The sequence below is a fragment of the uncultured Helicobacter sp. genome (assembly GCF_947367035.1).
Taxonomy (GTDB): Bacteria; Campylobacterota; Campylobacteria; order Campylobacterales; family Helicobacteraceae; genus Helicobacter_D.
On the sequence record NZ_CANBCA010000012.1, the window covers coordinates 16,888 to 41,673 of the forward strand.

A 24,786-nucleotide genomic window follows, 5' to 3' on the forward strand; every position below is an offset into this window, starting at 1 on the left:
TATTTATGAATCACGCTTAAGGTAATCAATGAAAATCGTTAAATTAGATGTTAGTGGAATGCATTGTAGTGCTTGTTCTTCTACGATTGAAAAAAATTTGCAAAAAATTCCAAGCATTCAAAATATTAAAATCAATGCGATTAGTGGAAGGGCAAAAATTGCCTATGATGAAACTCAAATTTCAGAATCCAAAATTATTTCACTCATTACTTCTTATGGATTTCCAGCAAGTCTTGATGATTCTAAAGAGCAAGAGATTGCTTATATTAAAGGACTAAAGCAGAAATTATGGGTTGCGATTCCTTTATTTTTAGTCATTTTTTTATTACATATGCTAGGGGTGCATAGCACTTGGAGTGGAGTGGTGCAATTAGTGCTTGCAAGTGTAGTGCAGTTTTATTGTGGTTCGCCGTTTTATCAAGGGGCGAAAAGTTTTTTTAAAACAAAATCTGCGGATATGAATGTCTTAATTGCGCTTGGCACAAGTGTAGCTTATCTGTATTCGTTGTATCTTTTCATTAGTGGTGAGAGTGGATTCTATTTTGAGGGAAGTAGTGCAGTGATTTGCTTTGTTCTCATAGGAGAATATCTCAAATCAAGTGCGAAAAGAAAAGCAAGTGATGAACTGGAGATTCTAGCCAAGCTTTTACCGGCTCAAGCAAGGTTAATCAAGGATTTCAAAGAGGAACAATGGATTGCAGTAGATAAAATACAAAAGGGTGATAAATGTTTAGTAATAGGGGGTGAAAAGATTCCACTAGATGGTATTATCCTCTCTGGTAAGGCGGAAGTGAGTAGCGCACATCTTAATGGTGAAGAAGCGCCAAAAACATTGGAAGTAGGGGAAGAAGTTATAGGTGGGAGTTTGGTTCTTAATGGAGAGATTCTCATTCGTGCGAGTAAGGATTCTAATGAGTTTTTTGTTTATGAAATGTTGGATTTACTTGAACTTGCGCAATCTCAAAAGCCTCCCATTGGCGCACTTGCAGATAAAATAGCAAGTATATTTGTGCCGAGTGTTGTGTTGCTTAGTCTTGTTTGTTTTGTGGTTTGGTTAGCATCTGGGCAGAGTTTGGGGTTTGCATTATCTATTGCTGCTTGTGTGCTAGTTATCTCTTGTCCCTGCGCACTTGGACTTGCTGTGCCTTTAGCGATTGTGTGTGCAAGTATGAGGGCAAAAAAGGCAGAGATTCTCATAAAATCTCCAGAAATTTATGAAAAAGCTAAGAAGATTAAAACAATTGTGTTTGACAAAACAGGCACATTAACAAAAGGCGAGATTGTCGTCCAAGAATTTAAAATTTTATCCACTGATTATTCTAAAGATTTTATTTTAGGTTTGATTTATGCGATGCAGAGTAACAATCCTCACCCGATTGCTAAGGCAATTTTGAACTTTGCTAAAGATTCAACTACTATAAGCTTGGAATCCAAAAACTATGAAATAGGCAAGGGAGTGCAAGCAAGATTAAATAATACAAACTATTTTTTAGGTTCATTAGAATGGGTGGAATCTCTATGTGCAAGACAATTACAAGAGATTCCACGCGAGAATTGTATTGCACTTGGAGGGGAAGAGGAGATTTTAGCACTCTTTTATTTGCAAGATTCTATTAAAACGAATGCTAGAGCTACGATTGAGGCTTTAAAAATGCGTGGAGTGGAATCCGTGATTTTAAGCGGAGATAATGAGGCAAGTGTGGCAAAAGTGGCAAAAGAACTTGGAATCACACAATTTTTTGCTAGTGTCAATCCACAGCAAAAAGCAGAAACAATCACCCATTTAGCACAAAATGGCGCAGTTTGTTTTGTGGGAGATGGGATTAATGATGCCCTTGCATTAAAAGAAGCAAGTTTTGGAATCTCTTTCACACAAGCGACAGAATTAGCTCAAGAAGTGGGAGATGTTTTGTTGCTTAAAGAGGATTTATGGGGAATCGTGGAAGTCTTTGATGTAGCCAATGCAACTTTGACAAACATTAGACAAAATTTATTTTTTGCATATATTTATAATATTGTTTTGATTCCTGTGGCGGCAGGGGTGCTTTATCCTTATTTTGGAATCGTTTTACAACCTCATTATGCCGGAGCAGCAATGGCTGTAAGCTCACTAAGTGTAGTTACAAATGCGCTTAGAATTTCGCGTTTAAGGCTTAAATGTTGCGCTTAATTTTCATTCTTTTATTTTTTGCGAATTGGGTTTATCCACTTCCTTATTCTGTGCTAGAGGCAGAATATAGATTTAAGAATCAGACGATTTATGCTAAAGATTTATTACCTGATTTACAAAACAACTTTTTACTTTTTGAGATTCCTAAAAGTATCAATAGCTATCAAGTTAAAAGCTCTCAAATCGTTGAAAAATTTGCAAATGAGGGAATCTCTGTGGGAGCGAAAGCGCCAATTATTACTTTTAAACGCATAGTTGGAGGAGAAATTGAGGGGATTAGGAAATATATTTTAGCAGAGTTTTTGCGTGAATATCAGCAAAATAAGATTAAAGTAGATGCAGTGCATTTAGAACAGATTACGCCAATAGATTTTAACGAGGAAGCAATTGTGTCTATTGACTTTCACTCTAAGCTTCTTAAACGTAGGGAGGGGAGCTTTGATATAGTTGTGCAAGAAAAGAATGGGGAGAAACTAAGGAATCGTAAAGTTTATTTCAAATATGCAATAGATGCGACTTTGCAAGCTATTCAAACAAGTGAAGCGATTAGTGGAAGACAAAGTATTAATCACCATAATGCACGTTTGATTCGGATTCCTTTTGAACGAATCAGTAGTGCACTGATGAAAGAAAGCGAAATGGGCAAAGTAGCAGTGCGTTCTTATACGCCAAAGGATATTATTGTTACGCAAGATCGCTTGATTCTTAAACGTGTAGTAAAAAAGGGAGATAAGATTTCCATTAGTGTTACAGAGGAGGGTATATTGCTAGAGTTTATATTAGAAGCACAAAAAGATGGTGCGATAGGAGATGTGATTAAAGCACGTGCTTTACAAGGAAAGAAAACTTATGAAGTAGAGATTATAGAAGCAGGAAGAGGGCGGTTGCTATGAAACGTATTATTGTAGGCATTAGTGGAGCAAGTGGGGTAGAGTTAGGTTTAAGATTCTTAAGCTTTTTGCCAAAAGAGTTAGAAAAATATTGCGTGATAACACAGGGTGCGAAAGATACAATAACTGCAGAAAATTATAAGATAGAAAGCATTCCTAGTTTTTCTACGACTAAGGATATCGCAATTCCTAATCTCCTAGAATCTTTGCAAGGGATTCCTAATCTTGTTTTGTTTGATGATAAGAATTTAAGCGCCAATATCGCAAGTGGTTCGTTTATTTGCGAAGCAATGGCAGTGATTCCATGTTCGCAAAATACTTTGGCAAAAATTTCTTACGGAATTTGCGATTCTCTGCTAACGCGTGCCGCAAGTGTGATGATAAAAGAGAATCGTAAATTGCTTCTAGCCCCTCGTGAAATGCCTTTTAGTCCTATTGTATTAGAAAATATGCTAAAGCTCTCAAGGTTAGGAGTTCAAATCGCTCCACCGATTTTTGGTTATTATGCTGGGAAGAGTTTGGAGGAAATAGAAAGATTTTTGGTAGGTAAATGGTGCGATAGTTTGTTGATTCCTTTTGATTATAAGCGTTGGGGATAAGACGGAATGAGTGCTTATTAAGTCATTAAAAGATGTCACATAGGGATTCACCATTGTGCAAACGCGCACTTTTGGTGTGTTGGCATTCTAAAATGAGATTTTTTAGCACAAAATAAGCTTTACGCCCATTATCATTGGCAATAAAGCCGTTTTTTTGCTTTTCAAAAGAACAAGAGCTAGGTTTCAAATCAAGATTTTGATAAAGTACGTTCCAATCTGTTGGAAGTTTTTGCTGCTTTTGTGCTTTTAGGGTTAGTTTGAGATTTAAGACTTGAAGTTGTAGCTTTTTAATGCAAGCACTTTGGGTGTAATGGCTAAATTGTGGAATCCCAAAAGTAAGTAAAATGCCAAGTAAGGATAACACAAGCACCAATTCTAGTAGGGTAAAAGCAGGTTGATATTTTGACATTTTAAAACACAATAGAGCTACTAAGTAGTGGAATCCTAAGGGTTTGAATTAAGTTAATACTTTCAAGTAATTTTTCACAAGTATCGCCTTGTGCATTAGGATTGGTTTGTGTGGAGAGTTGTAAGAATTGCACATTTTTAGGATTGTTGGTAGTAGAATGGTTAGAATCTAGCAGAGTTGCACTCACACAAGGATTGCCATTTTTGTCTTGCAATTTGCTTGTAATGATATAATCCTGAAGATTCCAATTCGCACTACTTAGTGTAACAGCAGTCATAAAAGTGCCTTCCCCTTGAGCGAGAAAATAGGCAGGAAAAGAGGTTTTAAGCGTATTAATATCACTCTTAAGCGCAACGAGTTTCGCGTCATCACGGCTTGCAGAAATTTTTGGAATCGCAACAGCAGCCAAAATACCTAAAATCACCAAAATAAATACAAGCTCTAGCATAGTAAAAGCTTTTTTCATTTGCATAATTTTCCTTTGATTTAGAATCCTAGAGCTTTAATTTCTTGAGCTTGGATTGTAGCTGTTTTTAAATGGTTTGTAAAGGAATTGTGAAAAATTAAAGACAATCCATTGTTTATTATAGCTTTTAAAATGCTTTGCAAGATAGCAAATCTAAAGTAATCTGTACTAATCTATAATTTTGAATCAATGGATTACTGGAGGCGAGATATTAAATGATAGATTGCCACGATTCTTTACGGAATCTCAAAATGACGAAAAGCTAAGCTGTACCCTTGCAAGGAGAAGCGATAAGTCGCACACCATTTGTGATTGCGCGGAATCGTAGTTAAATCAATTTGCTTGTCGCATAAAGTGCGGCAGTTTCACTACGCAAAATATTGCAATTTGGTAAGCTAAAGCTTGGCTTATCTTGTAAGATTTTGCGTTCTTCTTGACTAAACCCTCCTTCACAACCAACCATTAATGGGATCTCTAAAAGAGAATTTAAAGGTTTTCCCTCAAAGTCTAAAATTGCAAGATTTGGATAATTCCTTAACACTTCGTTTAAGTTTGGTAGTATTTCAAGTTTTAATTTCATAATGCGTCCGCATTGCTCACAAGAGTTTTTTAATATTTTATCTAGACGTTTAAAATCTAGTTTGAAATGTTTTTGTGAATATTGTGCATAAAAAAATGTGATTTTATCTAAATTCAATTCATTGAACATTGGCAAGGTTTTTTCAATATTTTTTGGTTCAATCATCGCCCAAATCAAATGTCCTTTAGGAGGATTTTTAAGTGGAGTTGCTTGGGTTCGTTGTAAGGTCAGTTTCGCTTCTTTTTTGCCTATTTCTGTAATGATATAAAGATAGAGATTCAAATCTCTCCCATTGCGCAAATGTATAGATTCTAGTTTGCGCGTCCTACGAGAGTGAAAGAGATGATGATAGGCTTCATCTTTAAGGATAATTTGTAAATCCCCCGCATTGTCGTGAAGTATAAATTGCATTTAGATTGCCCAAAGTAATAGAGTTACAAAAGCGCATAAATCAAAGCCATATTTGAATTTTGCCCAGCGAAAAAATGCCTCTCGTTTAAGTTTATCCGCTTCTATTCTGATTAATTTTTGATGTTTATGACGTATAATTTCAAGTCCAAAGCATACTAACCATAAAAAGAGCATTGCTAAGATTTTCAAAGTCATCACAAATCCTAACATTGCCCAAATCACAAGTCCGCTAAAGAGACAAGCACTAAGTAATGTGTAATAAGCAGGTGCAGTGATAGCTAGAGCGCGGAGCTTTTGCGTATGGGATTCTTTGGAAAATAAGCAGTAGAGATTCCAAAGAGGTGGCAAAAGCAGAGGAAAAGATAAAAATAGATGAATAAAAAGTAGCTGTTCTCCGACAAATTCCATTGCATTTCTTTTGACTAAAATTTGTGTGAATTGTAACAATAAAAGTTTTCTTTGTAAAGCGTCAGGAATCGTGGAGTTTTAAAAATTAAAATATGTTAAGATTCCTTTTATTTATGTTGCTATTAAAGGAGTTCAAATGTGGATTTTATTTTCTCCAAGTGAGAAAAAACGACTAGAATATCAAGCGTTACAACAAGCAAAGAATCAGCCCTTTTATCAAAATTTTATTTGCAATCTCGGTTTAGAAAATGTTTTAAAGGCTTATATTGGGGTATTACGATGTGGGAAAGAATCGGAAATCCAACAAATATTTGGCGTGAAGAATATCATTTTAAAAGAGTTGGCTGAAGCACAGAATCTAATGCACTCTCCTTTATTACCCGCGGTTTTACGTTATATTGGGGTAGCTTTTAGCGCACTAGATTTTGAGCATTTAGAAAATTATGCCCAAGATTATCTCAAGAAACATTTATTGATATTTTCTAATCTTTTTGGTTTGTTGCGGGCAGGCGATAGGATTCCTTATTATGATTTGAAACAAGGGACAGGATTTAAATGGGGTGCGGTAGAGTTTAATACAAAGAAATTTTATCTTGAAAATTTTAATAAAATTTGGGAATATTTAATTAATAATCAAAAAGAATTGTCAAAGAGTTTTAACGGCACTTTAGAGATTTTAGATTTGCGTGCAGGATTTTATCAGAAATGCTTTGATTTGAGTAAAGTTCCAACTTATTTCCGTTTAAATGATTTATCCGTGTATGAACCAAATTTCATCAAAAATGGCAAAGTCGTGAGCCATTATGCTAAATATTATCGTGGCATACTTCTTAGAACTTGCGCAAAAGAAAGATTAGTGGATTTGGCAGATTTGGAAAATCTTTATCTTGAGGGTTTAGAGTTAGAATCTATCCAAACGAAACAGGATAAAAAGCAAAGACGCGTTGTTTTAACTTATGCGATAAAAAGCAAAGAAAAAAGTGTATAATACTTGCTACCTTTTTATTTTAAGGATTTAAACAATGAAGTTTTGCGGAAAAAATGTTTTAATTACAGGAGCTAGTAAAGGCATTGGTGCAGAGATTGCCAAAGTGTTAGCAAGAGAGGGCTTAAAAGTATGGATTAATTATCGTTCCAAGCCGGAACTTGCCGATACATTAAAACAGGAGATTCAAAAAGAAGGAGGAGAAGCTGCAGTAGTGTGTTTTGATGCGACAAAAGAAGAGGAATTTTTATCTGGAATCAATGCAATCCTTAGCAGTGAAGGGGAACTTGCATTCTTAGTTAATAATGCAGGAATTACAAATGATAAACTCTCTATGCGAATGAAAGTAGAGGATTTTACTTCTGTGTTAGAAGCTAATTTAACTTCAAGTTTTATTGGTTGTAAAGAAGTCTTAAAGATTATGCGTAAGCAAGGTTATGGAGCGGTGGTAAATATCTCCTCTATTATTGGGGAAATTGGCAATGTCGGGCAATGTAACTATGCAGCAAGCAAGGGTGGAATGATTGCGATGACGAAATCTTTTGCAAAAGAAGGTGGCAGCAAAGGAATCCGATTTAATTGCGTAACACCTGGTTTCATTGAAAGTGATATGACGAAGTCATTAAAAGAGGAGATTAAAGAAGCCTATGCACAAAATATTCCATTAGGAAGATTTGGCAAAGGAGAAGAAGTCGCAGGTGCCGTGGCATTTTTGCTTTCAAATAACGCAAATTATATCACAGGAGAAGTATTAAAAGTAAATGGAGGGTTGTATATGTAGCTCTAAGAAGTTTTTTAAGAAAAACTTAGCTACAATACTAACTTATTGAAATTTTTTAAGGAGAATCATAATGGCAATGTTTGATGATGTAAAAGCGGTTGTAGTGGAACAACTTAATGTGAATGAAGGAGAAGTAAAGCCCGAGTCAAAATTTGTAGATGATTTAGGCGCAGATTCTTTAGATGTCGTAGAACTTGTAATGGCATTAGAAGAAAAATTTGAAATTGAGATTCCAGATGAGGAAGCAGAAAAAATTCAAACTGTGGGTGATGTCGTAGCCTATATTGAAAAAGCAAAAGCTTAATTTCTAAAGAAGCAATCATTAAAGTTTAGCATACCTTATAAACTTTAGGTATGCTGTTAAAGCTACTAAAATTAAGGAGAAATATGAGACGTGTTGTGGTTACCGGGATAGGAATGATTAATGCTCTCGGATTAAATAGAGAAGATTCTTTTAAAGCTATTGTAGATGGAAGATGTGGAGTTAAAACAATCTCCTCTTTTGATGTCTCTCTCTTTCCTGTAAAAATTGCTGCTGAAATTACGGATTTTGACCCAACCTCTGTAATGGACGCTAAGGAAGTTAAAAAAGCAGATCGCTTTATTCAGTTAGGAATTAAGGCTTCCCAAGAAGCTATGCAGGATAGTGGTTTGCTAAAGGGTGATGGCAAATTACAAGAAAATATTAGTGCGGAGAGATTTGGGATAAGCTCTGCTTCTGGAATCGGAGGCTTAGGAAATATTGAAAAAAATTCAATCGTAAATTTTGAGCGTGGTCCCAAACGAATTTCGCCCTTTTTTATTCCTTCTGCTCTTGTGAATATGTTGGGTGGATTTATCTCTATTGACTTTTCTCTAAAAGGTCCTAATCTTGCAAGTGTTACTGCGTGTGCAGCTGGAACACACGGAATCAGTGAGGCAGGGAAAACGATAATGCTAAATTGTGCAGATAGAATGTTAGTTGTTGCAGCAGAATCTGCAATTTGTGGTGTTGGTATTGGTGGGTTTGCTGCAATGAAAGCCTTATCAGATAGAAATGACGCACCTGAACTTGCAAGTCGCCCCTTTGATAATGAACGCAACGGCTTTGTAATGGGTGAGGGCGCGGCAGCATTAGTGCTTGAAGAATATGAAACCGCAAAGGCAAGAGGAGCAAAGATTTATGCAGAACTTGTAGGATTTGGTGAGAGTGGGGATGCAAACCATATTACTACACCTGCTCCAGAGGGAGAGGGGGCATATCGCGCGATGAAAATGGCATTACAAATGGCAGGGATTCCTATTGATTATGTCAATGCACACGGAACAAGCACGAAATACAATGATTATTACGAAACTCTTGCACTCAAGAAAGTTTTTAATGGTGCAGTTCCTCCTGTTAGCTCCACCAAAGGGCAGATTGGGCATTGTTTAGGCGCTGCTGGAGGATTAGAAGCAGTGATTTCTATAATGTCTTTGCAAAAAGGAATCTTACCACCAACCATTAATCAAACCCAAAAGGACCCAGATTGTGATTTGGATTATATTCCAAACAACGCAAGAGAAGCAAAAATTAATGCAGTGATGAGTAACTCTTTTGGTTTTGGTGGAACTAATGGAGTGGTAATTTTTAAAAGAGTATAAGTCGTGGCAACTTATTTAGATTTTGAAATAAAGATTAAAACAATTCAGGAGAATATTGCAACGGCGCAATTAAAAAATGATACACCAGCTATTGCAATTCTACAAAAAGACTTGGATAAAGAAGTGGAAAAAGTTTATTCCAACCTTTCAGATTATCAGAAACTCCAGCTAGCGCGCCACCCTGACCGCCCTTATAGTATGGATTATATTACTTTGCTTTTAAAAGAGCCATTAGAGATTCACGGAGATAGGCACTTTTGTGATGATAATGCTATTGTGTGCTTTTTGGGTAAAATTGAGGGACAAAAAGTGATGGTGATTGGAGAAGAAAAGGGACGCGGGACGAAAAATAAATTGCAAAGAAATTTTGGTATGCCAAACCCAGAGGGTTATCGCAAAGCATTGCGTGTAGCTAAACTAGCTGAAAAATTTGAAATCCCCATTTTAATGTTTATAGATACACCTGGAGCATATCCTGGTATTGGTGCAGAAGAGCGCGGACAGAGTGAAGCGATAGCTAAAAATTTGCAAGAGTTTAGTAAGCTAAAAGTGCCAACAATTTCCATTGTAATTGGAGAGGGGGGAAGCGGTGGAGCATTAGCAATTGGCGTGGCGGATAGGCTTGCAATGATGCAATATTCTGTGTTTAGTGTGATTTCTCCAGAGGGTTGCGCGGCAATTTTGTGGAATGACCCAAATAAGATTGAAAGTGCAACACAAGCACTTAAAATTACTCCAGAATCTTTAAAGGAATTTCATCTCATTGAAGCAATCATTAAAGAACCACAGATTGGCGCACATAGGGATAAAGAGGGTGCTGCTCAAGCAATTAAAGATTATTTTTTAAGTGCTTTAAAAGAAATCCGAGCCGATTCTAATTATTTACAAAACCGCTATAATAAATTAATGGCTTATGGGAGTTTTCAATAATTTTTTAGCCCATTTTAGGAAGAAGTTTTGCAAGAGATTCCAAAGGTTGCTATTATTGGTGGAGGAGCAAGTGGAATCTTTTGCGCTATTTGCCTTTTATCTTATGGGATTCCAGTAGTTTTGTTTGAAAAAAACAAAATTTTAGGCAAAAAGCTTCTTGCCACAGGCAATGGGCGTTGCAATATTCATAATCGGCACACGAGCGCAAATCGTTATCAAACCTCAACTTTTAGCCTAAAAGAGATTCAAAATATTTTAGAGAATTTCAATTTTAAAGCCTTTGTAAAAATTTGTCAAAAATTTGGAATCGCATTGGAGATTTGCGAAGACGGCAGGGTTTATCCGCAAAGTAATTCCGCAAAATCCGTGCTAGAAGTCTTTAGCAATATATTAAAAGATTCTGAAAATTTTACAATGGCTTTAGAAACTGAAATTTTGGAATTGCGCCAAACACAAGAGGGATTCTTGCTTAAAAGCTCTCAAGGGCAAGGGGAATATTCTTGCGTAGTGCTTGCCTGTGGAAGCGAAGCCGCACCAAAACTTGGAGGAAGTGATAAGGGGTTGGAGTTAGCCAAAAGTTTGGGATTGGACATTGTCCAAACTTATCCCTCTTTGGTTTCTTTGAAGTTGGAATCCTCGTTGATTTGCGCTCTAAGTGGTGTGAAAATTAAAGCCAAATTGACGCTCAAAAAAGCCAATCAAATGCTAACTGAAGTGTTGGGAGATGTGCTTTTTACAGATTATGGAATCTCGGGTTTTGGGGTTTTAGACATTTCCTCTTATGTCCGATTGGAAAAGGATTTGCAAATAGTTTTAGATTTTTTGCCAAGCTTTGAGGAAAGAGCATTGGAAAATCAGCTCGCAAATCTTGTAAAAACTTATCCTAATCGGAATCTTATTTCGCTACTAAGCGGATTTTTGAATCCTAAAATCGCCAAAGTCTTTGCACAAAACTTTTCTTGGAATCCTAAAAATACGAAGCAGTTGAAGCAATTAGTGTATAGACTGAAAAATTTTGAACTTAAAAATCCAACGACAAAGGGCTTTGAAAACGCAGAAGTAAGTGGCGGAGGCATAAGTGGAAAGGAAATCAATCCAAAAACTATGGAATCCCAAAAATGCCCAAATCTCTATATCATTGGAGAAATGCTAGATATTGTCGGGAATCGCGGAGGATATAATCTTGCCTTTGCATTTTCAAGTGCTTGGATTTGTGCAGAGGCGATAAGGGAGAAATTTTGCCATTAATCAATGGAAGCCTAAAAGATTTTATTATTTAATTTTAGGAATCGTAACATTATCACCCTCTAGCGTAATTCCATATTTTGCAAGGTTAAAGTAATTCTCATCTACATAATAGATATTATGGAATCCCTGCTGTGCAAGCTGTGTGCCAAAGTCTGCTGCAGTCGCTCCGCTGTGGCAATAAAGCAAGATTTTTTTATTTGGATTTTCTTGTGCGATGAAAGCAATGCGCTTGAGGGATTCTATATTGAGTGCGTCTTCGATATGGCTTATCAAAAAATAGCCTCTTGAACGCAAATCAATCACGACAAATTCACTTAGGTTAATGTTTTCTAAATCTGCAGGTATTGCTAAACTTTGATTTTTGATATACATTTTGTGCCTTTTGCTTTGGAATATTCTTTAAATTTTGTTAAAATAAACCGATGAGAACGATTTATTATATCACAAAATTGCCCCCAGATTTGGAAAATTTTAGTAGGGATTTAAAGGAATCTATCACGATTTTGCCACTTTTAGAAATTCAAATACTCTTGGATTTCCAAATTTTAGACAAATTTCAAGCTTGTGATTCTTTAATCTTCACCTCCAAAAATGCTATTTTTGCATTAAAGAAGAATTTAGAATCCTTGCCTAATGCCACAGAAACAATGCGGAGATGGCACAATCTGCCAAATTTTACTTTGGGTAGTGGGTGCAATGAGACTTTAAAGAGATTGGGGTTAAAGTCTGCCTTTCGTGCGAGTAAAGCTTATGGTAATGAGTTTGCTCAAGAGCTAATTCCACATTTGCGAGGAAAAAAACCATTATTTGTTCGGGCGCACAAAATTTCTTCAAACTTCCCGCAAATCTTAGAAAATGAGGGAATCTCTTTGCAACAATCTATTTTATATGAGACTTTGCCACTTCAGCTTAAAGAATCACAAAAGAAGCCTTTGGAGCGAGATTGTGTGATATTTTTTAGCGCACCTTCACACTTGCGTTCCTTTTTATTGAATTACACTTGGGATTCTAGTTTTATCGCGTTATGTATTGGAAAAACTACACAAAAGTGCGCTTTGGAACTTTTGGATAAAGAAGCAAAGATTCTCCTGTCTCCTGAAGTGAGCAAAAAAGCTGCATTGGAATTTGCAAAAACGCTCTAATAGGGTAGAATTACGCAGTAGCTAGGATTTGACTACCTCGTCATTGCAGTGGAAGTTTTTAGAATCTTGCCTGTAAAGATTCCATTGCAGAATCAAGGGTGTATAAAATTTATAGATTGCCACGATTCCACAGGCAAAGTTAAAGTTGTGGTATAATCTGAAATCAATTTAAATTCTTAAAACAAACTTCCTTGCAATTTCAAAATTTATGGAGCAAATTCACATTAATGAAAAAAGCGAATCTTAAAACAACAGCAATTCCAAAGTTATTTTTTACTTATTTTTTGCCCTCACTGATTGCAATGCTTGCACTTTCTACTTATTCTACGATTGATGGAATTTTTGTTGGTAAAAAACTAGGGGAAAATGCACTTGCGGCGATTGGAATTGCTTGGCCTATTTTTCCAATTTTGATTGCTTTTGAATTGCTCTTTAGCGTAGGGGCTGCGGCAATGGCTTCTTATTTTCTAGGACGCGGAAAAGCCTTTCGTGCTAGAATCGTGTTTAGCAGCGTGTTTTATTTCGCGTTAAGCACAAGCGTAATAGGAGGAGTTGTGCTGTATTTTTATAGCGATTCTATTGCTCTTCTGCTTGGAAGCAGTGAGACACTTTTACCCCTTGTTTGTCGTTATACTGAAGTAATTTATCTAGGGGCTTTTATTATTGTGTTGCACCCAATGCTTGATATTTTTGCGATTAATGATAAGCAACCTGTCCTTGCAAGCTTTGCAATGATTGTTGGCTCATTAGTGAATATTTTATTAAATTATATCTTTTTGTTTGTATTAGAACTTGGAATCACAAGTAGTGCATTAGCAACATTACTTGGACACGGGATTGGAATGTGTATTTTGTTACAACATTTCTTACGTAAAAGGGGTGATTTGTATCTGATAAAAACTTTTGATATTTATGCGCTTTTGAGCGCAACTAAAAATGGAATCCCACAAAGTAGTTCCGAGATTAGTGTTAGTATTATGATGTTAATTTTTAATCGCACGATTATGGAGATTGCAGGAGATAGGGGATTGGCAATTTATAGTGTTTTAATGTATATAGGGATTATTCCTTTCACGATTCTGCTTTCTATGGCGCAAGGTGTGCAACCTATTGCAAGTTTTAATTATGGTGCAGGATTGATGGGGCGAGTGAGAGGAATTTTTAACTTTGGTTTAATTTTTAGTTTTTTAGGAGGAATCGTGCTTTATATTTTGTTTTTTGTCTCCTCTCCTTTTCTCGTGTCTTGGTTTTTGCCTAGTGATATTGCAATGCGTGATACAAATTTATTAAATGATACACAAAATGCAATGAAATTTTATTTTTTGAGCTATATTCTTTTGGGTGTAAATATTGTCAGTGCAATTTTCTTTCAATCTATTCAGCGCACATTGAGTTCTTTTGTGATTACCTTTGCTTATACATTGCTTTTTGCGCTTTGTTTTGTGATGATTTTGCCTAAAATCTATGGATTTTATGGAGTGATATTATCGTATCCATTGGGAATTTTATGCGCAACTTTTGTTGTATTAGGAATCATTATTTATGAATATAAACGAGGTATTTTAAAGAATTATTAAATAAATATAAAATTTTTCTATTATATTTTATGTTTTATAAGTATAATAGTTTATTAAGCGTAGTATTACACTTAATAAAGATTATTCGAGGTTAATCTTTAAATTTTAAACTTTTGAAAGAAGGGTTATCATGGGAACTAGAAAAGAACATGACTTCATTGGCGAGTTAGAAATTGATGATTCTGTTTATTATGGAGTGCAGACTTTTAGAGCTGTGGAAAACTTCAAAATGACAGGGAGAACTCTTAAAAACTATCCTTTTTTTGTTAAAGCATTCGCACAAATTAAAAAAGCAGCAGCATTAGCAAATAAGGAAGTAGGAGTGCTTGATGCACAAAAAGCAGATGCGATTGCAAAAGCAGCTGACCGATTAATTGCTGGTGAATTTATTGATCAATTTGTCGTAGATATGATGCAAGGAGGTGCTGGAACTTCTACTAATATGAATGTAAATGAGGTTATCACTAATATTGCATTAGAAAGTATGGGACACAAAAAAGGTGAATATCAGTATCTTCACCCTAATGACCATACCAATTTGGGACAATCTACAAATGATACCTATCCAAGCTCTATTAAAGTTGCAACTCACGAGAAGTTAGGACATTTACTTGAGGCAATGGAAGAGCTTAAAGCAGAGCTTGAAAAAAAAGCAAAAGAATGGAAAGATATTATTAAAATGGGTCGCACAGAGCTAGAAGATGCTGTGCCAACAACACTTGGGAATACATTTAACGCATTTGCAAGTTATATCAAAAGTGATATTACAAAAATTAAAGCAGCAAGAGAATCTATGGCGGTGCTTAATATGGGCGCAACTGCGATTGGAACAGGAATCAACTGCCACCCAGATTATAAATTTGTAGTAGAGAAAAAATTAAAAGAAATCACCGGTGTAGAATTTAAACCCGCAGAGGATTTCATCGCTGCTACACAAGATACAGCAGATTTTGTGCATGTCAGTGGCGCACTTAAAACTGCAGCAGTAAGACTTTCTAAAATTGCAAATGATTTAAGATTAATGAATAGCGGTCCTAGATGCGGACTTGGAGAAGTGAATTTACCAAAAATGCAGCCTGGAAGCTCTATTATGCCCGGTAAAGTGAATCCTGTAATCTGCGAAGTTGTCGGTGAAGCGTGCTATGAAGTGATTGGGAATGATGTAACAATTATGCTTTGTAGCGAAAGAGGTGAATTTGAGTTAAATGCGTTTGAACCTGGTATTGCTTATGCGCTTTTCAACTCTGTGATGGTTTTAGAAAATGCGATGAAAACTCTAGCACAAAAAGCAATTAAGCATTTGACTGCAAACCCTGAAGCTTGCAAACAAGCAGTGCTTAATTCTATTGGAATCGTAACTGCATTTAACCCTGTATTGGGCTATGAAAAGTCTGCAAGTATGGCAAAAGAAGCATTGCAAACAGGCAAATCAGTTGCAGAGATTTGTTTGGAGAGAGGTTATTTGCCAAAAGATGAGATTGATAAAATCTTAGACCCACAAAATATGCTCAATCCACAAATGAAATCAAAGAAATAAGGAATAATTAATGGAAATGTTAATGCTTATCTTGCAAGTTATTGTGCTACTTGGTGCAATTTTTGTAGGAATTAGACTTGGAGGAATTGGGATTGGTTATGCTGGAGGTTTAGGCGTTGTGATTTTGGGATTAGCATTAGGTATGAAGCCCGGTGCGATTCCGTGGGATGTTATTTTAATTATTATGTCTGTTATTGCGGCAATTTCTGCAATGCAATTAGCTGGAGGGTTAGATTATTTGGTTCAGATTGCGGAGAGAATCTTACGTTCAAATCCGAAGTATATTAACTATCTTGCTCCAACTGTTACTTACTTTTTGACTATTTTAGCAGGAACTGGACATACTGCATTCTCTATGATTCCTGTTATCGTTGAGGTAGCAAAAGAGCAAAACATTAAACCCTCCGCACCTCTATCTATTGCGGTGGTTGCAAGTCAAATTGCGATTACTGCAAGCCCTGTAAGTGCAGCAGTTGTCTATATGACAGGTGCATTAGAGCCACTTGGTTGGAGTTATCCACTTTTGCTTGGCATTTGGATTCCGACAACTTTTATTGGTTGTATGCTAACCGCATTTGTGGTTACAATGTTCTCAAATCTTGATTTGAGTTCAGACCTTGTATATCAAGATAGATTGGCAAAAGGCTTGGTAAAGCCATCAGTTGGTGCGCAAAATATGCAACTCAAAGAGGGTGCAAAACTTTCTGTTGGGATTTTCCTTGTTGGCGTTTTGGCTGTTGTTTTGTATGCGACTGCAATTTCAAAAATCGCTGGTAAGCCCGTCTTTATTGAAAATGTTATCGTGCCTAGAGATGCGGCGATTATGAGTTTTATGCTTGGTGTAGCAACTTTTATTACGATTCTTTGTAAAATTGAAGTAGGCAAAATTGCAGAATCTAGTGTCTTTAAATCTGGTATGATTGCGTGTGTGTGTGTGTTAGGTGTAGCTTGGCTTGGAAATACATTTGTAGATGGTTATAAAACACAAATCGGTGAGCTATCTAGTGATTTAGTTAAACAAATCCCAGCTTTACTAGCAGTCGCTTATTTCTTTGCAGCAACTTTACTTTATTCTCAAGCGGCAACTGCAAAAGCAATTACTCCGGTAGTTATCGCAGCACTTGGTATTAGTGTGGCAAATCCGGGAGATTCCTATATGATTGTTGCTTCTTTTGCAGCGGTTTCTGCGTTGTTCGTATTGCCAACTTATCCTACATTGCTTGGTGCGGTTCAAATGGACGACACGGGTTCAACAAGAATCGGTCATTACATTTTTAATCACGCTTTTTTAATTCCAGGTGTATTGGCAATTGTATTTAGCGTTGTCTTAGGATTTGTTGCAGTTGCTTTTGTATAAATCCTAAACTCTCAAGTTTCCCTTGAGGGTTTTTTGGAGCTTTTTACTTTCATTCTACTTCTCTTTAATTCTATTTACTAACCATTTACTTTTTGATTTAAGTCAAGGAGTTCTTACGAAAATCCGATTAAAATAACTCTCTTGAATTTAGAATCTATACTATGAAATGATTTTAGATTCAAAAAATACTAAAAGGAGCGTCACTTGAAAGGTAAAGAGCCTAAAAAACCGCTCTCATTTGTCGCTTTGTTGCTCGGGGTTTTGTGTGTATTTGCTTGTATTATAGGGTTATATACTTTCTATAATGCAAATAGTATGTCCTATTTTAGCAATGAAAGTGAAGCGTGTAACAACTGCCATATTATGAATGATGTTTATAATGATTGGTTAAAAAGTTCGCATTCAAAGAAAATTGCTGGAAAACCACTTGCAACTTGTAATGATTGTCATTTGCCGCATAGTTTTGTAGAGAAGTGGATTGCAAAAGCGGAAAGTGGAATAGGGCACGCGTATGCATTTACCTTTAAACTAGATGTGTTGCCAACAAATTTGAGTGCAACACAAAAATCTAAAGGAATGATTCAAGATAATTGCGTGCGTTGCCATAGCGAAATGGTGAGTAATGTCGTGAATCCTACGACTAATCCACACGGAAATGAGTCTCTTAGTTGTGTTTCTTGCCATACAGGGGTAGGACATAAACGAGGTTTTTAAATTATTTAGGAGGTTAAAATGCAAAAAAAATCGCCTTTAATGCCAATTTTGGTGGTGATTGTTTTAATTGTGATTGCTGGAATGTTTTGGCTAAACTCTGATATTAGCAAGAAACAAGTAGAAAGCACAGGTGGGTTAAGCTCTAAGGGCTTTGTAGAGATGAGTGATGAAAATCCAACTTTTGACCATTGGGGTAAGAATTTTCCAGATTATTTGGATATGTATTTGACGGTAGAAAAGCAAACTCCTATTTCAACAGAGTTTGGTGGGAATTTAGCTTATTCTAAACTAATTCGCTATCCGCAACTTACGATTCTTTGGGCAGGTTATCCTTTTAGCATAGATGCCAATGAAGAAAGAGGACATTTTTGGATTCAAGTAGATCAAATGGATACGGCTAGAAATAACAAAGATTTTTTAAATGCACACGGCTTTGCAGGATTTGGCGGACAACCTACAGCTTGTATGAATTGCCATAGTGGTTGGAGTCCTTGGTTGCTTAAAAATGTCGGAATCGGAGAGACTCTAGAAGAAAAGTGGATTTCTTTTAACTCTACTAAATATTGGACAATGATTAAAAATGTTCCAGCTGTAAATGGAATTGCTGAAAATTCACCAGAACATAGCGGACCTCACGGCGGAAAAAGAATGGGTGTAACTTGTGCAGATTGTCATAATCCAACAGATATGCAGCTTCGTTTAACACGTCAGGCTGCAATTAATGCACTTGTAAGTCGTGGCTATGAAAAAGACCCTATAACAGGAATCAAAGCAGGTCGCGATGAAATGCGCACACTCGTTTGCTCACAATGCCACGTAGAATATTACTTTAAACCAACAGGCACAAAAGTTAAGGTAATGGGAGAATCTATTGCAAATGATTCTAGTAAAAAATGGTGGAATGGCACACAAAAAACTTATGATGAATTTGATTCTTGGAGAGATGGCAACCAACCTACTGAAATTGAAGTTGCAGGTTTAGAGCTAGTATTCCCTTGGAGTGCTTGGAAGAAAAATGAGCCTTTTAGAATTGAAATGTTCGATGAGCATTATGAAAAAGTGCGTGATATTTTCCCCCAAGATTGGCAACACAAAATCACAAAGGCTCCGATGTTAAAGATTCAACACCCAGAGACAGAGCTTTTTAGTGGTGGTGTCCATGCGGCAAATGGTGTAAGTTGTGCGGATTGTCATATGCCTTATAAGCGTAAAGGGGCAAAAAAAATGACAGAACACAATATCACCTCTCCATTGCAAGACATTAACGCCGCGTGTAAAACTTGTCATACACAAAGTGAAGAATATCTAAAAGCACAAATTTTTGATATTCAAAAATCCATTGCATTTGATTTAAGAAGTGCAGAATATGCAACGGTTAGTTTAATTGAAGACATTAAAGTTATGCGTGAAAAACTTGGTGCATTGCCCACTTTCCAAACTGATGGCAAAGCAGATGATAAAAAGATTTCTGTGGCTTTAAAAGAACCATTAGAATTGCATCGCAAAGGGCAAATGAGAGGAGATTTCGTAGGCGCGGAAAACTCCACAGGATTCCATAACCCAAGAGAAGCAAGCAGAATGCTACTTCAAGCAGTTGAAATGGCTAGAATGGGACAAACAAAACTTGTTGAAATTGCAAATGCAAATGGAATCAAAGATTTTGAAACTTCTAATTTAGGATTTGAGGAGATTCAGAAGTATAATCCAGGCGAGATTCGCTACAAAGTGGATTTGAATGGACATAAGGCAGGAGAACGTTATTATCAACATAAAGAAATCAATGGTCCAGCTCCAAAAGAATTAATGGAGTTAGACAAAAACAATAAACCTTATAATTATAAGGTCATTGATTCCAAAACTTCTTCTTATTGATTTTATTTTAAGTTAGAGCGGAATCCTTCGTGATTCCGCCTAAGGTTTTTTTATCTTCTATATATTATCTAACAGATTTTGCTTTGCCAGGTTTTAGGCACTTTTTTCTTGAATAGTAAGGGACAAGGAAATATAAATTTTTATTAAGTTTTAGTTTTATTAATTAAATATTAAAATTTAAAAGGTAAAATTTCACAAATTTTAAAACTAAGGTTAAAACATGAGAAAAATTCTTATTAGTTCTATTGTGGCGTTGTCATTAATGCAAAGTGCAAGTTTTGCAAAAACTTATGCAGAAGTAAATGGTAAGCCAATTACCGAAAAAGATGTCGCTGCTCTAATGCGTTCATTGCCTGGGGTCGCCTTTGAACAGCTCCCAGAAGATGCTAAGGGACAAATCATTAATCAAGCAGTGGAGCGCAGACTTTTAATTGACCAAGCCAAAAAAGATAAAATTCAAAGTTCTAAAGAATATAAAGAGGCACTTGCAAATGTGGAAGAAGAGTTAGCACTTGAAGTTTGGACGAGAAAACAGATTGAAAAAATCAAAGTAACCGATTCAGAAATCAGTCAATTTTATAATCAAAATAAATCAAAATTTATCCAACCAGAAATGGTAAAAGCAAGTCATATTTTAGTTAGCAGTGAAAGTGATGCTAAAGCTATCATTGCAGACCTTAAAAAGACAGGTAAAAATGCTAGTGCAAGGTTGAATGCAATTATTAGAGAAAAAATGCAAAATGGCTCTGCAAAAGACGGAGGGAATTTAGGATATTTCGCTAAAAATCAAATGGTTCCAGAGTTTTCTAATGCAGCCTTTAAACTCAATAAAGGAGCTTATACTACAACACCAGTTAAAACGCAATTTGGCTATCACGTGATTTTGGTTGAAGATAAGAAATCCTCTGGCACTTTAGCATTAAATGACATAAAAGGGCAGATTGAACAAAATCTAAAAATTAAAAAATTACAAGAAAATATTAAAAAAGAAGGTGAATCTCTACGTAAAAAAGCAAAAGTTGAGATTTTTAAATAAGGAATCTTAATGCTAGTTTGTGGAAATGCAATTTTAGAAAAAGCAAATAAAGGGAACTATGGTGTAGGTGCTTTTAACTTTGTAAATTATGAAATGCTAAGTTCGATTTTTGAAGCAGCGAATCTTAAAAATTCTCCTATTATTGTGCAAGCAAGTGAGGGCGCAATTAAATATATGGGTATTGATATGGCTGTTGGAATGGTTAAGATTCTATCTAAACGTTATCCTCATATTCCTGTGGCATTGCATTTAGACCACGGAACAAGCTTTGAATCGTGCGTGAAGGCAATTCGTGCAGGCTTCACTTCCGTGATGATTGATGCAAGTCATCATTGTTTTGAGGAAAATTTAAAAGAGACCAAAAGAGTAGTGGAAGTTGCACATATTGCTGGAGTGAGTGTAGAAGCAGAACTTGGACGTTTAATGGGGATTGAGGATAATATTTCAGTAGATGCAAAAGATGCGTGTTTGGTAAATCCAGACGAAGCAGAAGAGTTTGTAAAAGAATCCAAAGTAGATTTTCTAGCTCCAGCAATTGGCACAAGCCACGGCGCATTTAAGTTTAAAGGTGAGCCTAAACTGGATTTTGGACGTTTGATTGAAGTCAAAAAACGCACAAAGATTCCATTAGTATTACACGGAGCAAGTGCGATTCCGCAAAATGTTAGCGAAGCATTTTTGACAAGTGGAGGAGATTTAAAAGGAAGTAAAGGTGTGCCTTTCACATTTTTACAAGAAGCAATTAAAGGTGGAATTAATAAAATCAACACAGATACAGATTTAAGAATCGCATTTATATCTGAAGTAAGACGCGTGGCTAATGAAGACAAGACGCAGTTTGATTTAAGAAAGTTCTTTGCCTCCGCTAAAGAATTTATGATTAAAGTAATTGCTGAGAGAATGGATATTTTGGATAGTTCTAATAAAATTTAAATAAAGGAATAAAATGGCTTATTCAATGGGAGATTTAAAAAAAGGTTTAAAAGTTGAATTAGAGGGGATTCCTTATAGAATCACAGAGTATCAGCACGTAAAACCTGGGAAAGGTGCAGCATTTGTGCGTGTGAAAATGAAATCATTTTTAGATGGTAGAGTATTAGAAAAAACCTTTCACGCAGGAGATAAATGTGAAGAACCAAATTTGCAAGAACATTCTATGCAGTTTTTATATCACGATGGGGATTATTTTCAGTTTATGGATAATGAAAGTTATGAGCAAGTTGGTTTGAGTGCAGAGCAAGTAGGAGAGGTTGCTAAATGGATGATTGATGGAATGGCGGTTAGTGTTCTATTCCATAATGGCAAAGCTATCTCTGTGAATGTGCCACAAACTGTGGAGCTAAAAATCATAGAAACTCCTCCCAATTTCAAAGGCGATACAACAAGTGCTGGTAAAAAGCCTGCTACACTTGAAACAGGTGCAGTGGTGCAAGTGCCTTATCATATACTAGAGGGGAATGTAATTCGTGTCAATACAGAAACAGGTGAGTATTTAGATAAAGTTAAATAAGGAAAATGATGAGTGCAAGAGTTTTAATTCCAATTGGAAAAGGATATGAAGAGATTGAGGCAATCTCTGTGATTGATGTATTAAGACGTGCAGGTTGTAAGGTAATCCTTGCAGCAGTTGATGAGGAATCTCAAAAGACTTTGGTGGTAGAATCTCAAGGGGGCGTGAAGCTTGTTGCCGATATTAAAATTATAGAAGTTTTATCAAGTAGCATTGATGGTATCGTTCTACCAGGTGGTTGGGAAAATACACAGAATCTTATCAAATCCAAAGAGTTAGGAAAACTCTTGAAGGATTTAAGCAAGAGAAACAGAATTATAGGAGCGATTTGCGCCGCGCCTCTTGCGCTTTTTAAACACAATATCTTAACAACTCAAAGATTTACTTGTTATCCAGGTATTGAAAAAGAAATTAAGAATCCTAACTATGAACCTAATTCTAATGTCGTGTGCGAGGGTAATCTTATTACTTCAAGAGGACCCGCAACCGCATTGGAGTTTGCCTTTTTCTTGGCAAGTGTTTTTGCAGGAGAGCAGCAATCTGAAGAAGTGCAAGTAGGAATGTTGAACGTTTGAAGCCTTTTAAAATCATTAGAAATTGGAGTATTATCGCAGGAATAGGAATCCTGACGAGTGGTTGTTTGATTGGTTATAGAGATTTGATTTATAATCCGCAAATTCTAACACAAGGAATTTCAAAAGAACAAGTGATTAAAAAAGCAGTGAATTATGCACTCAATCCAGAACAACTTGAAAATGATATTAAAAATCTACAAGCAAATTTCAAAAAGGTTGTTGTAACTTTGACGCAGAATGCTTCTAAAAAATGGGGTGAGAATAATACACCCACTGCCTCACAAGATGTTTATGTAAAATACACGGATTCTTATCTCTCAAGGGCGCAAGTAGATTTTACTAAAGGTGTTATTTCAGTAGCGACACTTGATACAGAGAATCCAAAAGATTCACTCAAAAAAGCAATAGTTACAACACTTCTTACACCAGAAGACCCAGAGGATGTAGATTTGTATTCTGATAAAGAGGTTGCTTTTACAGGTAAGCCTTATTTAGCAGATTTGGTAAAAGATAATGAGGGTGAAGTTGTGCTTTATCCTTGGAGGGCAAATCGTTATGCGGATTATTTGATAGAAAATAAATTGCAAACAACAGAGATTACAGAAAAAGGTGAGAAAAAAAAAGTCTATTTTGTGCAGTTTGATATGGTGGAAGACCATATCATTCAAAGTGAGCATAAATATGGAGAATATGTTGCGATTTTTGCTAAAGAGTATAAGCTAGAGCAAGCATTGATTTTTGCAATTATTAAGACAGAATCTAGCTTCAATCCCTATGCCGTCAGTCATATTCCTGCTTATGGGTTAATGCAAGTTGTGCCAGCAAGTGCAGGAAGAGATGTTTATAAGGCATTAAATAATAGAGATGGAATCCCAACTAAAGAAATGCTTTTTACGCCAAAAACAAATATTCAATATGGCTCAACCTATCTTAATATTTTATTTACGCGCTACATTAAAGGAGTCAAAAACTCTTTATCACACGAATATTGTGTCATTGCGGCATATAATACAGGAAGTGGCAATGTGTTAAGTGTGTTTAATAAAGATAGAACAAAAGCAGTTCAAGTGATTAATTCTATGACTTCTGCTGAAGTTTATCGCAAACTTCGCACTTCTTTAAAGTATGAAGAGGCGCGGAATTATTTGCATAAAGTAACAAACGCTAAAAAAGAATTTCAATCACAGAGCCTTACTCAAAATATGGAATCTCAAATCAACCAAACTCTTCATTTAAGTTCAAAATAATCAATGGAAATTTATGAGCTGATTCAAACCCCTAGATCTTGTAGTTATTTGCCTAATTTAGAAGCATTTTTTCGTTATTTTTATATTAAAGATTGTAAAACCTATTTGTATCACGCATTATTGGAACGTGGTTGGAGACGCTTTGGCAATTATTTTTTTGTGCCGATTTGTAAGGCTTGTGATGCCTGTATTTCTATTCGTCAAAATTGTGTGGATTTTGCGTTTTCTAAATCGCATAAGCGCACATTAAAATCCCCACTTACTTTGCAAATCACGCGGCCAAGGGTTAGCGACACACATCTAGCGCTTTATGATAAATATCATCAAATAATGCAAAAGAAAAAAGGATGGGAATATCAAGGAATCACTTTAGAATCGTATTATGATACTTTTGTGCAAGGTTTTTTAGACTTTGGTTATGAATTTGATTATTATATTAAAGATAAATTGGTTGGTGTCGCGTATGTAGATATTTTGCCTCCCGCAATTTCAGCAGTTTATTGTTATTACGACCACGATTTTGAACATCTTTCTATTGGCACTTATTCTATTCTTAAACAGATAGAAGTTGCAAAAAGGTATAATATCAAATATCTTTATCCTGGTTATTGGATACAAAACCATCATTCAATGGGCTATAAAGAGCGGTTTAAGCCTTTTGAGATTCTTTGTAATCGTCCGGATTTACACGAAAATCCCCTTTGGGCTAAGGAGTAGTT

26 protein-coding genes are annotated in these 24,786 nt (G+C 35.9%); 21 read left to right on the forward strand and 5 right to left on the reverse strand.

Annotation, left to right across the window (positions count from 1 at the left end; translation table 11 throughout):
- Positions 1-28: 28 nt before the first annotated feature.
- Genes Q0Y61_RS05380 through Q0Y61_RS05390 form a run of 3 tightly spaced genes read left to right on the forward strand, consistent with a single transcriptional unit; the run spans position 29 to position 3,659 of the window.
- Positions 29-2,170 carry a cation-translocating P-type ATPase gene (locus tag Q0Y61_RS05380; protein WP_297812535.1) on the forward strand — a complete coding sequence of 714 codons (2,142 nt, stop codon included), beginning with the start codon at positions 29-31 and terminating at the stop codon, positions 2,168-2,170.
- Positions 2,158-3,063: a flagellar basal body P-ring formation chaperone FlgA gene (gene flgA, locus Q0Y61_RS05385; protein WP_297812538.1), complete on the forward strand. Its 906-nt coding sequence runs from the start codon at positions 2,158-2,160 to the stop codon at positions 3,061-3,063. Before Q0Y61_RS05380 ends, flgA begins: the two co-directional genes overlap by 13 nt.
- Positions 3,060-3,659, forward strand: coding sequence for a UbiX family flavin prenyltransferase (locus Q0Y61_RS05390; RefSeq protein ID WP_297812542.1), 600 nt, complete (start codon positions 3,060-3,062; stop codon positions 3,657-3,659). Before flgA ends, Q0Y61_RS05390 begins: the two co-directional genes overlap by 4 nt.
- A gap of 25 nt (positions 3,660-3,684) precedes the next feature.
- Here Q0Y61_RS05390 and Q0Y61_RS05395 read toward each other — a convergent pair whose 3' ends face one another.
- The 4 genes from Q0Y61_RS05395 to Q0Y61_RS05410 form a co-directional block, all read right to left on the reverse strand.
- A complete protein-coding gene (locus Q0Y61_RS05395) occupies positions 3,685-4,068 on the reverse strand; it encodes a prepilin-type N-terminal cleavage/methylation domain-containing protein (protein WP_297812545.1) in 384 nt (127 codons plus the stop codon).
- Between the two features lies 1 nt (position 4,069).
- A complete protein-coding gene (locus Q0Y61_RS05400) occupies positions 4,070-4,540 on the reverse strand; it encodes a type II secretion system protein (protein ID WP_297812549.1) in 471 nt (156 codons plus the stop codon).
- A gap of 322 nt (positions 4,541-4,862) precedes the next feature.
- A complete protein-coding gene (locus tag Q0Y61_RS05405) occupies positions 4,863-5,525 on the reverse strand; it encodes a 16S rRNA (uracil(1498)-N(3))-methyltransferase (protein WP_297812552.1) in 663 nt (220 codons plus the stop codon).
- On the reverse strand, positions 5,526-5,933 hold the full coding sequence (locus Q0Y61_RS05410) for a hypothetical protein (protein WP_297812555.1): 408 nt from the start codon (positions 5,931-5,933) through the stop codon (positions 5,526-5,528).
- Positions 5,934-6,069: 136 nt separating this feature from the next.
- Here Q0Y61_RS05410 and Q0Y61_RS05415 point away from each other — a divergent pair, with 136 nt between their 5' ends.
- From Q0Y61_RS05415 to Q0Y61_RS05440, 6 genes are all read left to right on the forward strand, one after another.
- Entirely contained in the window at positions 6,070-6,921 is an 852-nt protein-coding gene (locus Q0Y61_RS05415; RefSeq protein ID WP_297812557.1) for a YaaA family protein, read from the forward strand.
- 34 nt (positions 6,922-6,955) lie between these two features.
- Positions 6,956-7,699 carry a 3-oxoacyl-ACP reductase FabG gene (fabG, locus tag Q0Y61_RS05420; RefSeq protein ID WP_297812560.1) on the forward strand — a complete coding sequence of 248 codons (744 nt, stop codon included), beginning with the start codon at positions 6,956-6,958 and terminating at the stop codon, positions 7,697-7,699.
- A gap of 70 nt (positions 7,700-7,769) precedes the next feature.
- Complete coding sequence (gene acpP, locus Q0Y61_RS05425; RefSeq protein WP_026944368.1) at positions 7,770-8,003, forward strand: acyl carrier protein; 234 nt, start codon at positions 7,770-7,772, stop codon at positions 8,001-8,003.
- Positions 8,004-8,086: 83 nt separating this feature from the next.
- Positions 8,087-9,322 carry a beta-ketoacyl-ACP synthase II gene (locus Q0Y61_RS05430; protein WP_297812565.1) on the forward strand — a complete coding sequence of 412 codons (1,236 nt, stop codon included), beginning with the start codon at positions 8,087-8,089 and terminating at the stop codon, positions 9,320-9,322.
- A 3-nt stretch (positions 9,323-9,325) separates the two neighbouring features.
- The gene (gene accA, locus Q0Y61_RS05435) at positions 9,326-10,252 is read left to right on the forward strand and encodes an acetyl-CoA carboxylase carboxyl transferase subunit alpha (protein WP_297812568.1); all 927 of its coding nucleotides are present in this window, start codon (positions 9,326-9,328) and stop codon (positions 10,250-10,252) included.
- A gap of 27 nt (positions 10,253-10,279) precedes the next feature.
- Positions 10,280-11,500 carry an aminoacetone oxidase family FAD-binding enzyme gene (locus tag Q0Y61_RS05440; RefSeq protein WP_297812571.1) on the forward strand — a complete coding sequence of 407 codons (1,221 nt, stop codon included), beginning with the start codon at positions 10,280-10,282 and terminating at the stop codon, positions 11,498-11,500.
- 24 nt (positions 11,501-11,524) lie between these two features.
- On the opposite strand, the gene Q0Y61_RS05445 is transcribed toward Q0Y61_RS05440, so the two are convergent.
- A complete protein-coding gene (locus Q0Y61_RS05445; protein ID WP_297812573.1) occupies positions 11,525-11,872 on the reverse strand; it encodes a rhodanese-like domain-containing protein in 348 nt (115 codons plus the stop codon).
- A 50-nt stretch (positions 11,873-11,922) separates the two neighbouring features.
- On the opposite strand from Q0Y61_RS05445, the gene Q0Y61_RS05450 reads away from it, so the two are divergent.
- From Q0Y61_RS05450 to Q0Y61_RS05505, 12 genes are all read left to right on the forward strand, one after another.
- Positions 11,923-12,642 (forward strand): uroporphyrinogen-III synthase, encoded by a 720-nt coding sequence (locus Q0Y61_RS05450; protein WP_297812575.1) that lies wholly within the window; start codon positions 11,923-11,925, stop codon positions 12,640-12,642.
- A 227-nt stretch (positions 12,643-12,869) separates the two neighbouring features.
- A complete protein-coding gene (locus Q0Y61_RS05455) occupies positions 12,870-14,219 on the forward strand; it encodes an MATE family efflux transporter (protein WP_297812578.1) in 1,350 nt (449 codons plus the stop codon).
- A 130-nt stretch (positions 14,220-14,349) separates the two neighbouring features.
- Positions 14,350-15,756, forward strand: a complete 1,407-nt coding sequence (locus tag Q0Y61_RS05460) for an aspartate ammonia-lyase (protein WP_297812580.1) — start codon at positions 14,350-14,352, stop codon at positions 15,754-15,756.
- Positions 15,757-15,766: 10 nt separating this feature from the next.
- A complete protein-coding gene (locus tag Q0Y61_RS05465) occupies positions 15,767-17,113 on the forward strand; it encodes an anaerobic C4-dicarboxylate transporter (protein ID WP_297812583.1) in 1,347 nt (448 codons plus the stop codon).
- A gap of 246 nt (positions 17,114-17,359) precedes the next feature.
- Positions 17,360-17,827 carry a cytochrome c nitrite reductase small subunit gene (nrfH, locus tag Q0Y61_RS05470; protein ID WP_297812645.1) on the forward strand — a complete coding sequence of 156 codons (468 nt, stop codon included), beginning with the start codon at positions 17,360-17,362 and terminating at the stop codon, positions 17,825-17,827.
- Between the two features lie 18 nt (positions 17,828-17,845).
- On the forward strand, positions 17,846-19,699 hold the full coding sequence (locus Q0Y61_RS05475) for an ammonia-forming cytochrome c nitrite reductase subunit c552 (protein ID WP_297812586.1): 1,854 nt from the start codon (positions 17,846-17,848) through the stop codon (positions 19,697-19,699).
- Positions 19,700-19,919: 220 nt separating this feature from the next.
- Positions 19,920-20,735, forward strand: coding sequence for a peptidyl-prolyl cis-trans isomerase (locus tag Q0Y61_RS05480; RefSeq protein WP_297812589.1), 816 nt, complete (start codon positions 19,920-19,922; stop codon positions 20,733-20,735).
- 9 nt (positions 20,736-20,744) lie between these two features.
- A complete protein-coding gene (locus Q0Y61_RS05485) occupies positions 20,745-21,668 on the forward strand; it encodes a class II fructose-bisphosphate aldolase (protein ID WP_297812592.1) in 924 nt (307 codons plus the stop codon).
- Between the two features lie 13 nt (positions 21,669-21,681).
- Positions 21,682-22,245: an elongation factor P gene (efp, locus tag Q0Y61_RS05490; RefSeq protein WP_297812595.1), complete on the forward strand. Its 564-nt coding sequence runs from the start codon at positions 21,682-21,684 to the stop codon at positions 22,243-22,245.
- Between the two features lie 8 nt (positions 22,246-22,253).
- Entirely contained in the window at positions 22,254-22,820 is a 567-nt protein-coding gene (locus Q0Y61_RS05495) for a DJ-1 family glyoxalase III (RefSeq protein WP_297812598.1), read from the forward strand.
- Positions 22,817-24,067: a murein transglycosylase domain-containing protein gene (locus Q0Y61_RS05500; RefSeq protein WP_297812601.1), complete on the forward strand. Its 1,251-nt coding sequence runs from the start codon at positions 22,817-22,819 to the stop codon at positions 24,065-24,067. Before Q0Y61_RS05495 ends, Q0Y61_RS05500 begins: the two co-directional genes overlap by 4 nt.
- Before the next feature lie 3 nt (positions 24,068-24,070).
- Positions 24,071-24,784: an arginyltransferase gene (locus tag Q0Y61_RS05505; RefSeq protein ID WP_297812605.1), complete on the forward strand. Its 714-nt coding sequence runs from the start codon at positions 24,071-24,073 to the stop codon at positions 24,782-24,784.
- Positions 24,785-24,786: the final 2 nt, after the last annotated feature.

Excerpts from the sequence above, each read along its gene's own strand:
- Q0Y61_RS05475 (WP_297812586.1), top strand. The coding sequence starts at position 17,846 with ATGCAAAAAAAATCGCCTTTAATGCCAATTTTGGTGGTGATTGTTTTA.
- Q0Y61_RS05390 (WP_297812542.1), top strand. The coding sequence starts at position 3,060 with ATGAAACGTATTATTGTAGGCATTAGTGGAGCAAGTGGGGTAGAGTTA.
- Q0Y61_RS05460 (WP_297812580.1), top strand. The coding sequence starts at position 14,350 with ATGGGAACTAGAAAAGAACATGACTTCATTGGCGAGTTAGAAATTGAT.
- Q0Y61_RS05465 (WP_297812583.1), top strand. The coding sequence starts at position 15,767 with ATGGAAATGTTAATGCTTATCTTGCAAGTTATTGTGCTACTTGGTGCA.
- efp (WP_297812595.1), top strand. The coding sequence starts at position 21,682 with ATGGCTTATTCAATGGGAGATTTAAAAAAAGGTTTAAAAGTTGAATTA.
- Q0Y61_RS05400 (WP_297812549.1), bottom strand. The coding sequence starts at position 4,540 with ATGCAAATGAAAAAAGCTTTTACTATGCTAGAGCTTGTATTTATTTTG.
- Q0Y61_RS05455 (WP_297812578.1), top strand. The coding sequence starts at position 12,870 with ATGAAAAAAGCGAATCTTAAAACAACAGCAATTCCAAAGTTATTTTTT.
- Q0Y61_RS05445 (WP_297812573.1), bottom strand. The coding sequence starts at position 11,872 with ATGTATATCAAAAATCAAAGTTTAGCAATACCTGCAGATTTAGAAAAC.
- Q0Y61_RS05380 (WP_297812535.1), top strand. The coding sequence starts at position 29 with ATGAAAATCGTTAAATTAGATGTTAGTGGAATGCATTGTAGTGCTTGT.
- Q0Y61_RS05430 (WP_297812565.1), top strand. The coding sequence starts at position 8,087 with ATGAGACGTGTTGTGGTTACCGGGATAGGAATGATTAATGCTCTCGGA.
- Q0Y61_RS05450 (WP_297812575.1), top strand. The coding sequence starts at position 11,923 with ATGAGAACGATTTATTATATCACAAAATTGCCCCCAGATTTGGAAAAT.
- Q0Y61_RS05485 (WP_297812592.1), top strand. The coding sequence starts at position 20,745 with ATGCTAGTTTGTGGAAATGCAATTTTAGAAAAAGCAAATAAAGGGAAC.
- Q0Y61_RS05410 (WP_297812555.1), bottom strand. The coding sequence starts at position 5,933 with ATGGAATTTGTCGGAGAACAGCTACTTTTTATTCATCTATTTTTATCT.
- Q0Y61_RS05395 (WP_297812545.1), bottom strand. The coding sequence starts at position 4,068 with ATGTCAAAATATCAACCTGCTTTTACCCTACTAGAATTGGTGCTTGTG.
- Q0Y61_RS05495 (WP_297812598.1), top strand. The coding sequence starts at position 22,254 with ATGAGTGCAAGAGTTTTAATTCCAATTGGAAAAGGATATGAAGAGATT.
- fabG (WP_297812560.1), top strand. The coding sequence starts at position 6,956 with ATGAAGTTTTGCGGAAAAAATGTTTTAATTACAGGAGCTAGTAAAGGC.
- acpP (WP_026944368.1), top strand. The coding sequence starts at position 7,770 with ATGGCAATGTTTGATGATGTAAAAGCGGTTGTAGTGGAACAACTTAAT.
- Q0Y61_RS05415 (WP_297812557.1), top strand. The coding sequence starts at position 6,070 with ATGTGGATTTTATTTTCTCCAAGTGAGAAAAAACGACTAGAATATCAA.
- Q0Y61_RS05405 (WP_297812552.1), bottom strand. The coding sequence starts at position 5,525 with ATGCAATTTATACTTCACGACAATGCGGGGGATTTACAAATTATCCTT.
- Q0Y61_RS05505 (WP_297812605.1), top strand. The coding sequence starts at position 24,071 with ATGGAAATTTATGAGCTGATTCAAACCCCTAGATCTTGTAGTTATTTG.
- flgA (WP_297812538.1), top strand. The coding sequence starts at position 2,158 with ATGTTGCGCTTAATTTTCATTCTTTTATTTTTTGCGAATTGGGTTTAT.
- Q0Y61_RS05480 (WP_297812589.1), top strand. The coding sequence starts at position 19,920 with ATGAGAAAAATTCTTATTAGTTCTATTGTGGCGTTGTCATTAATGCAA.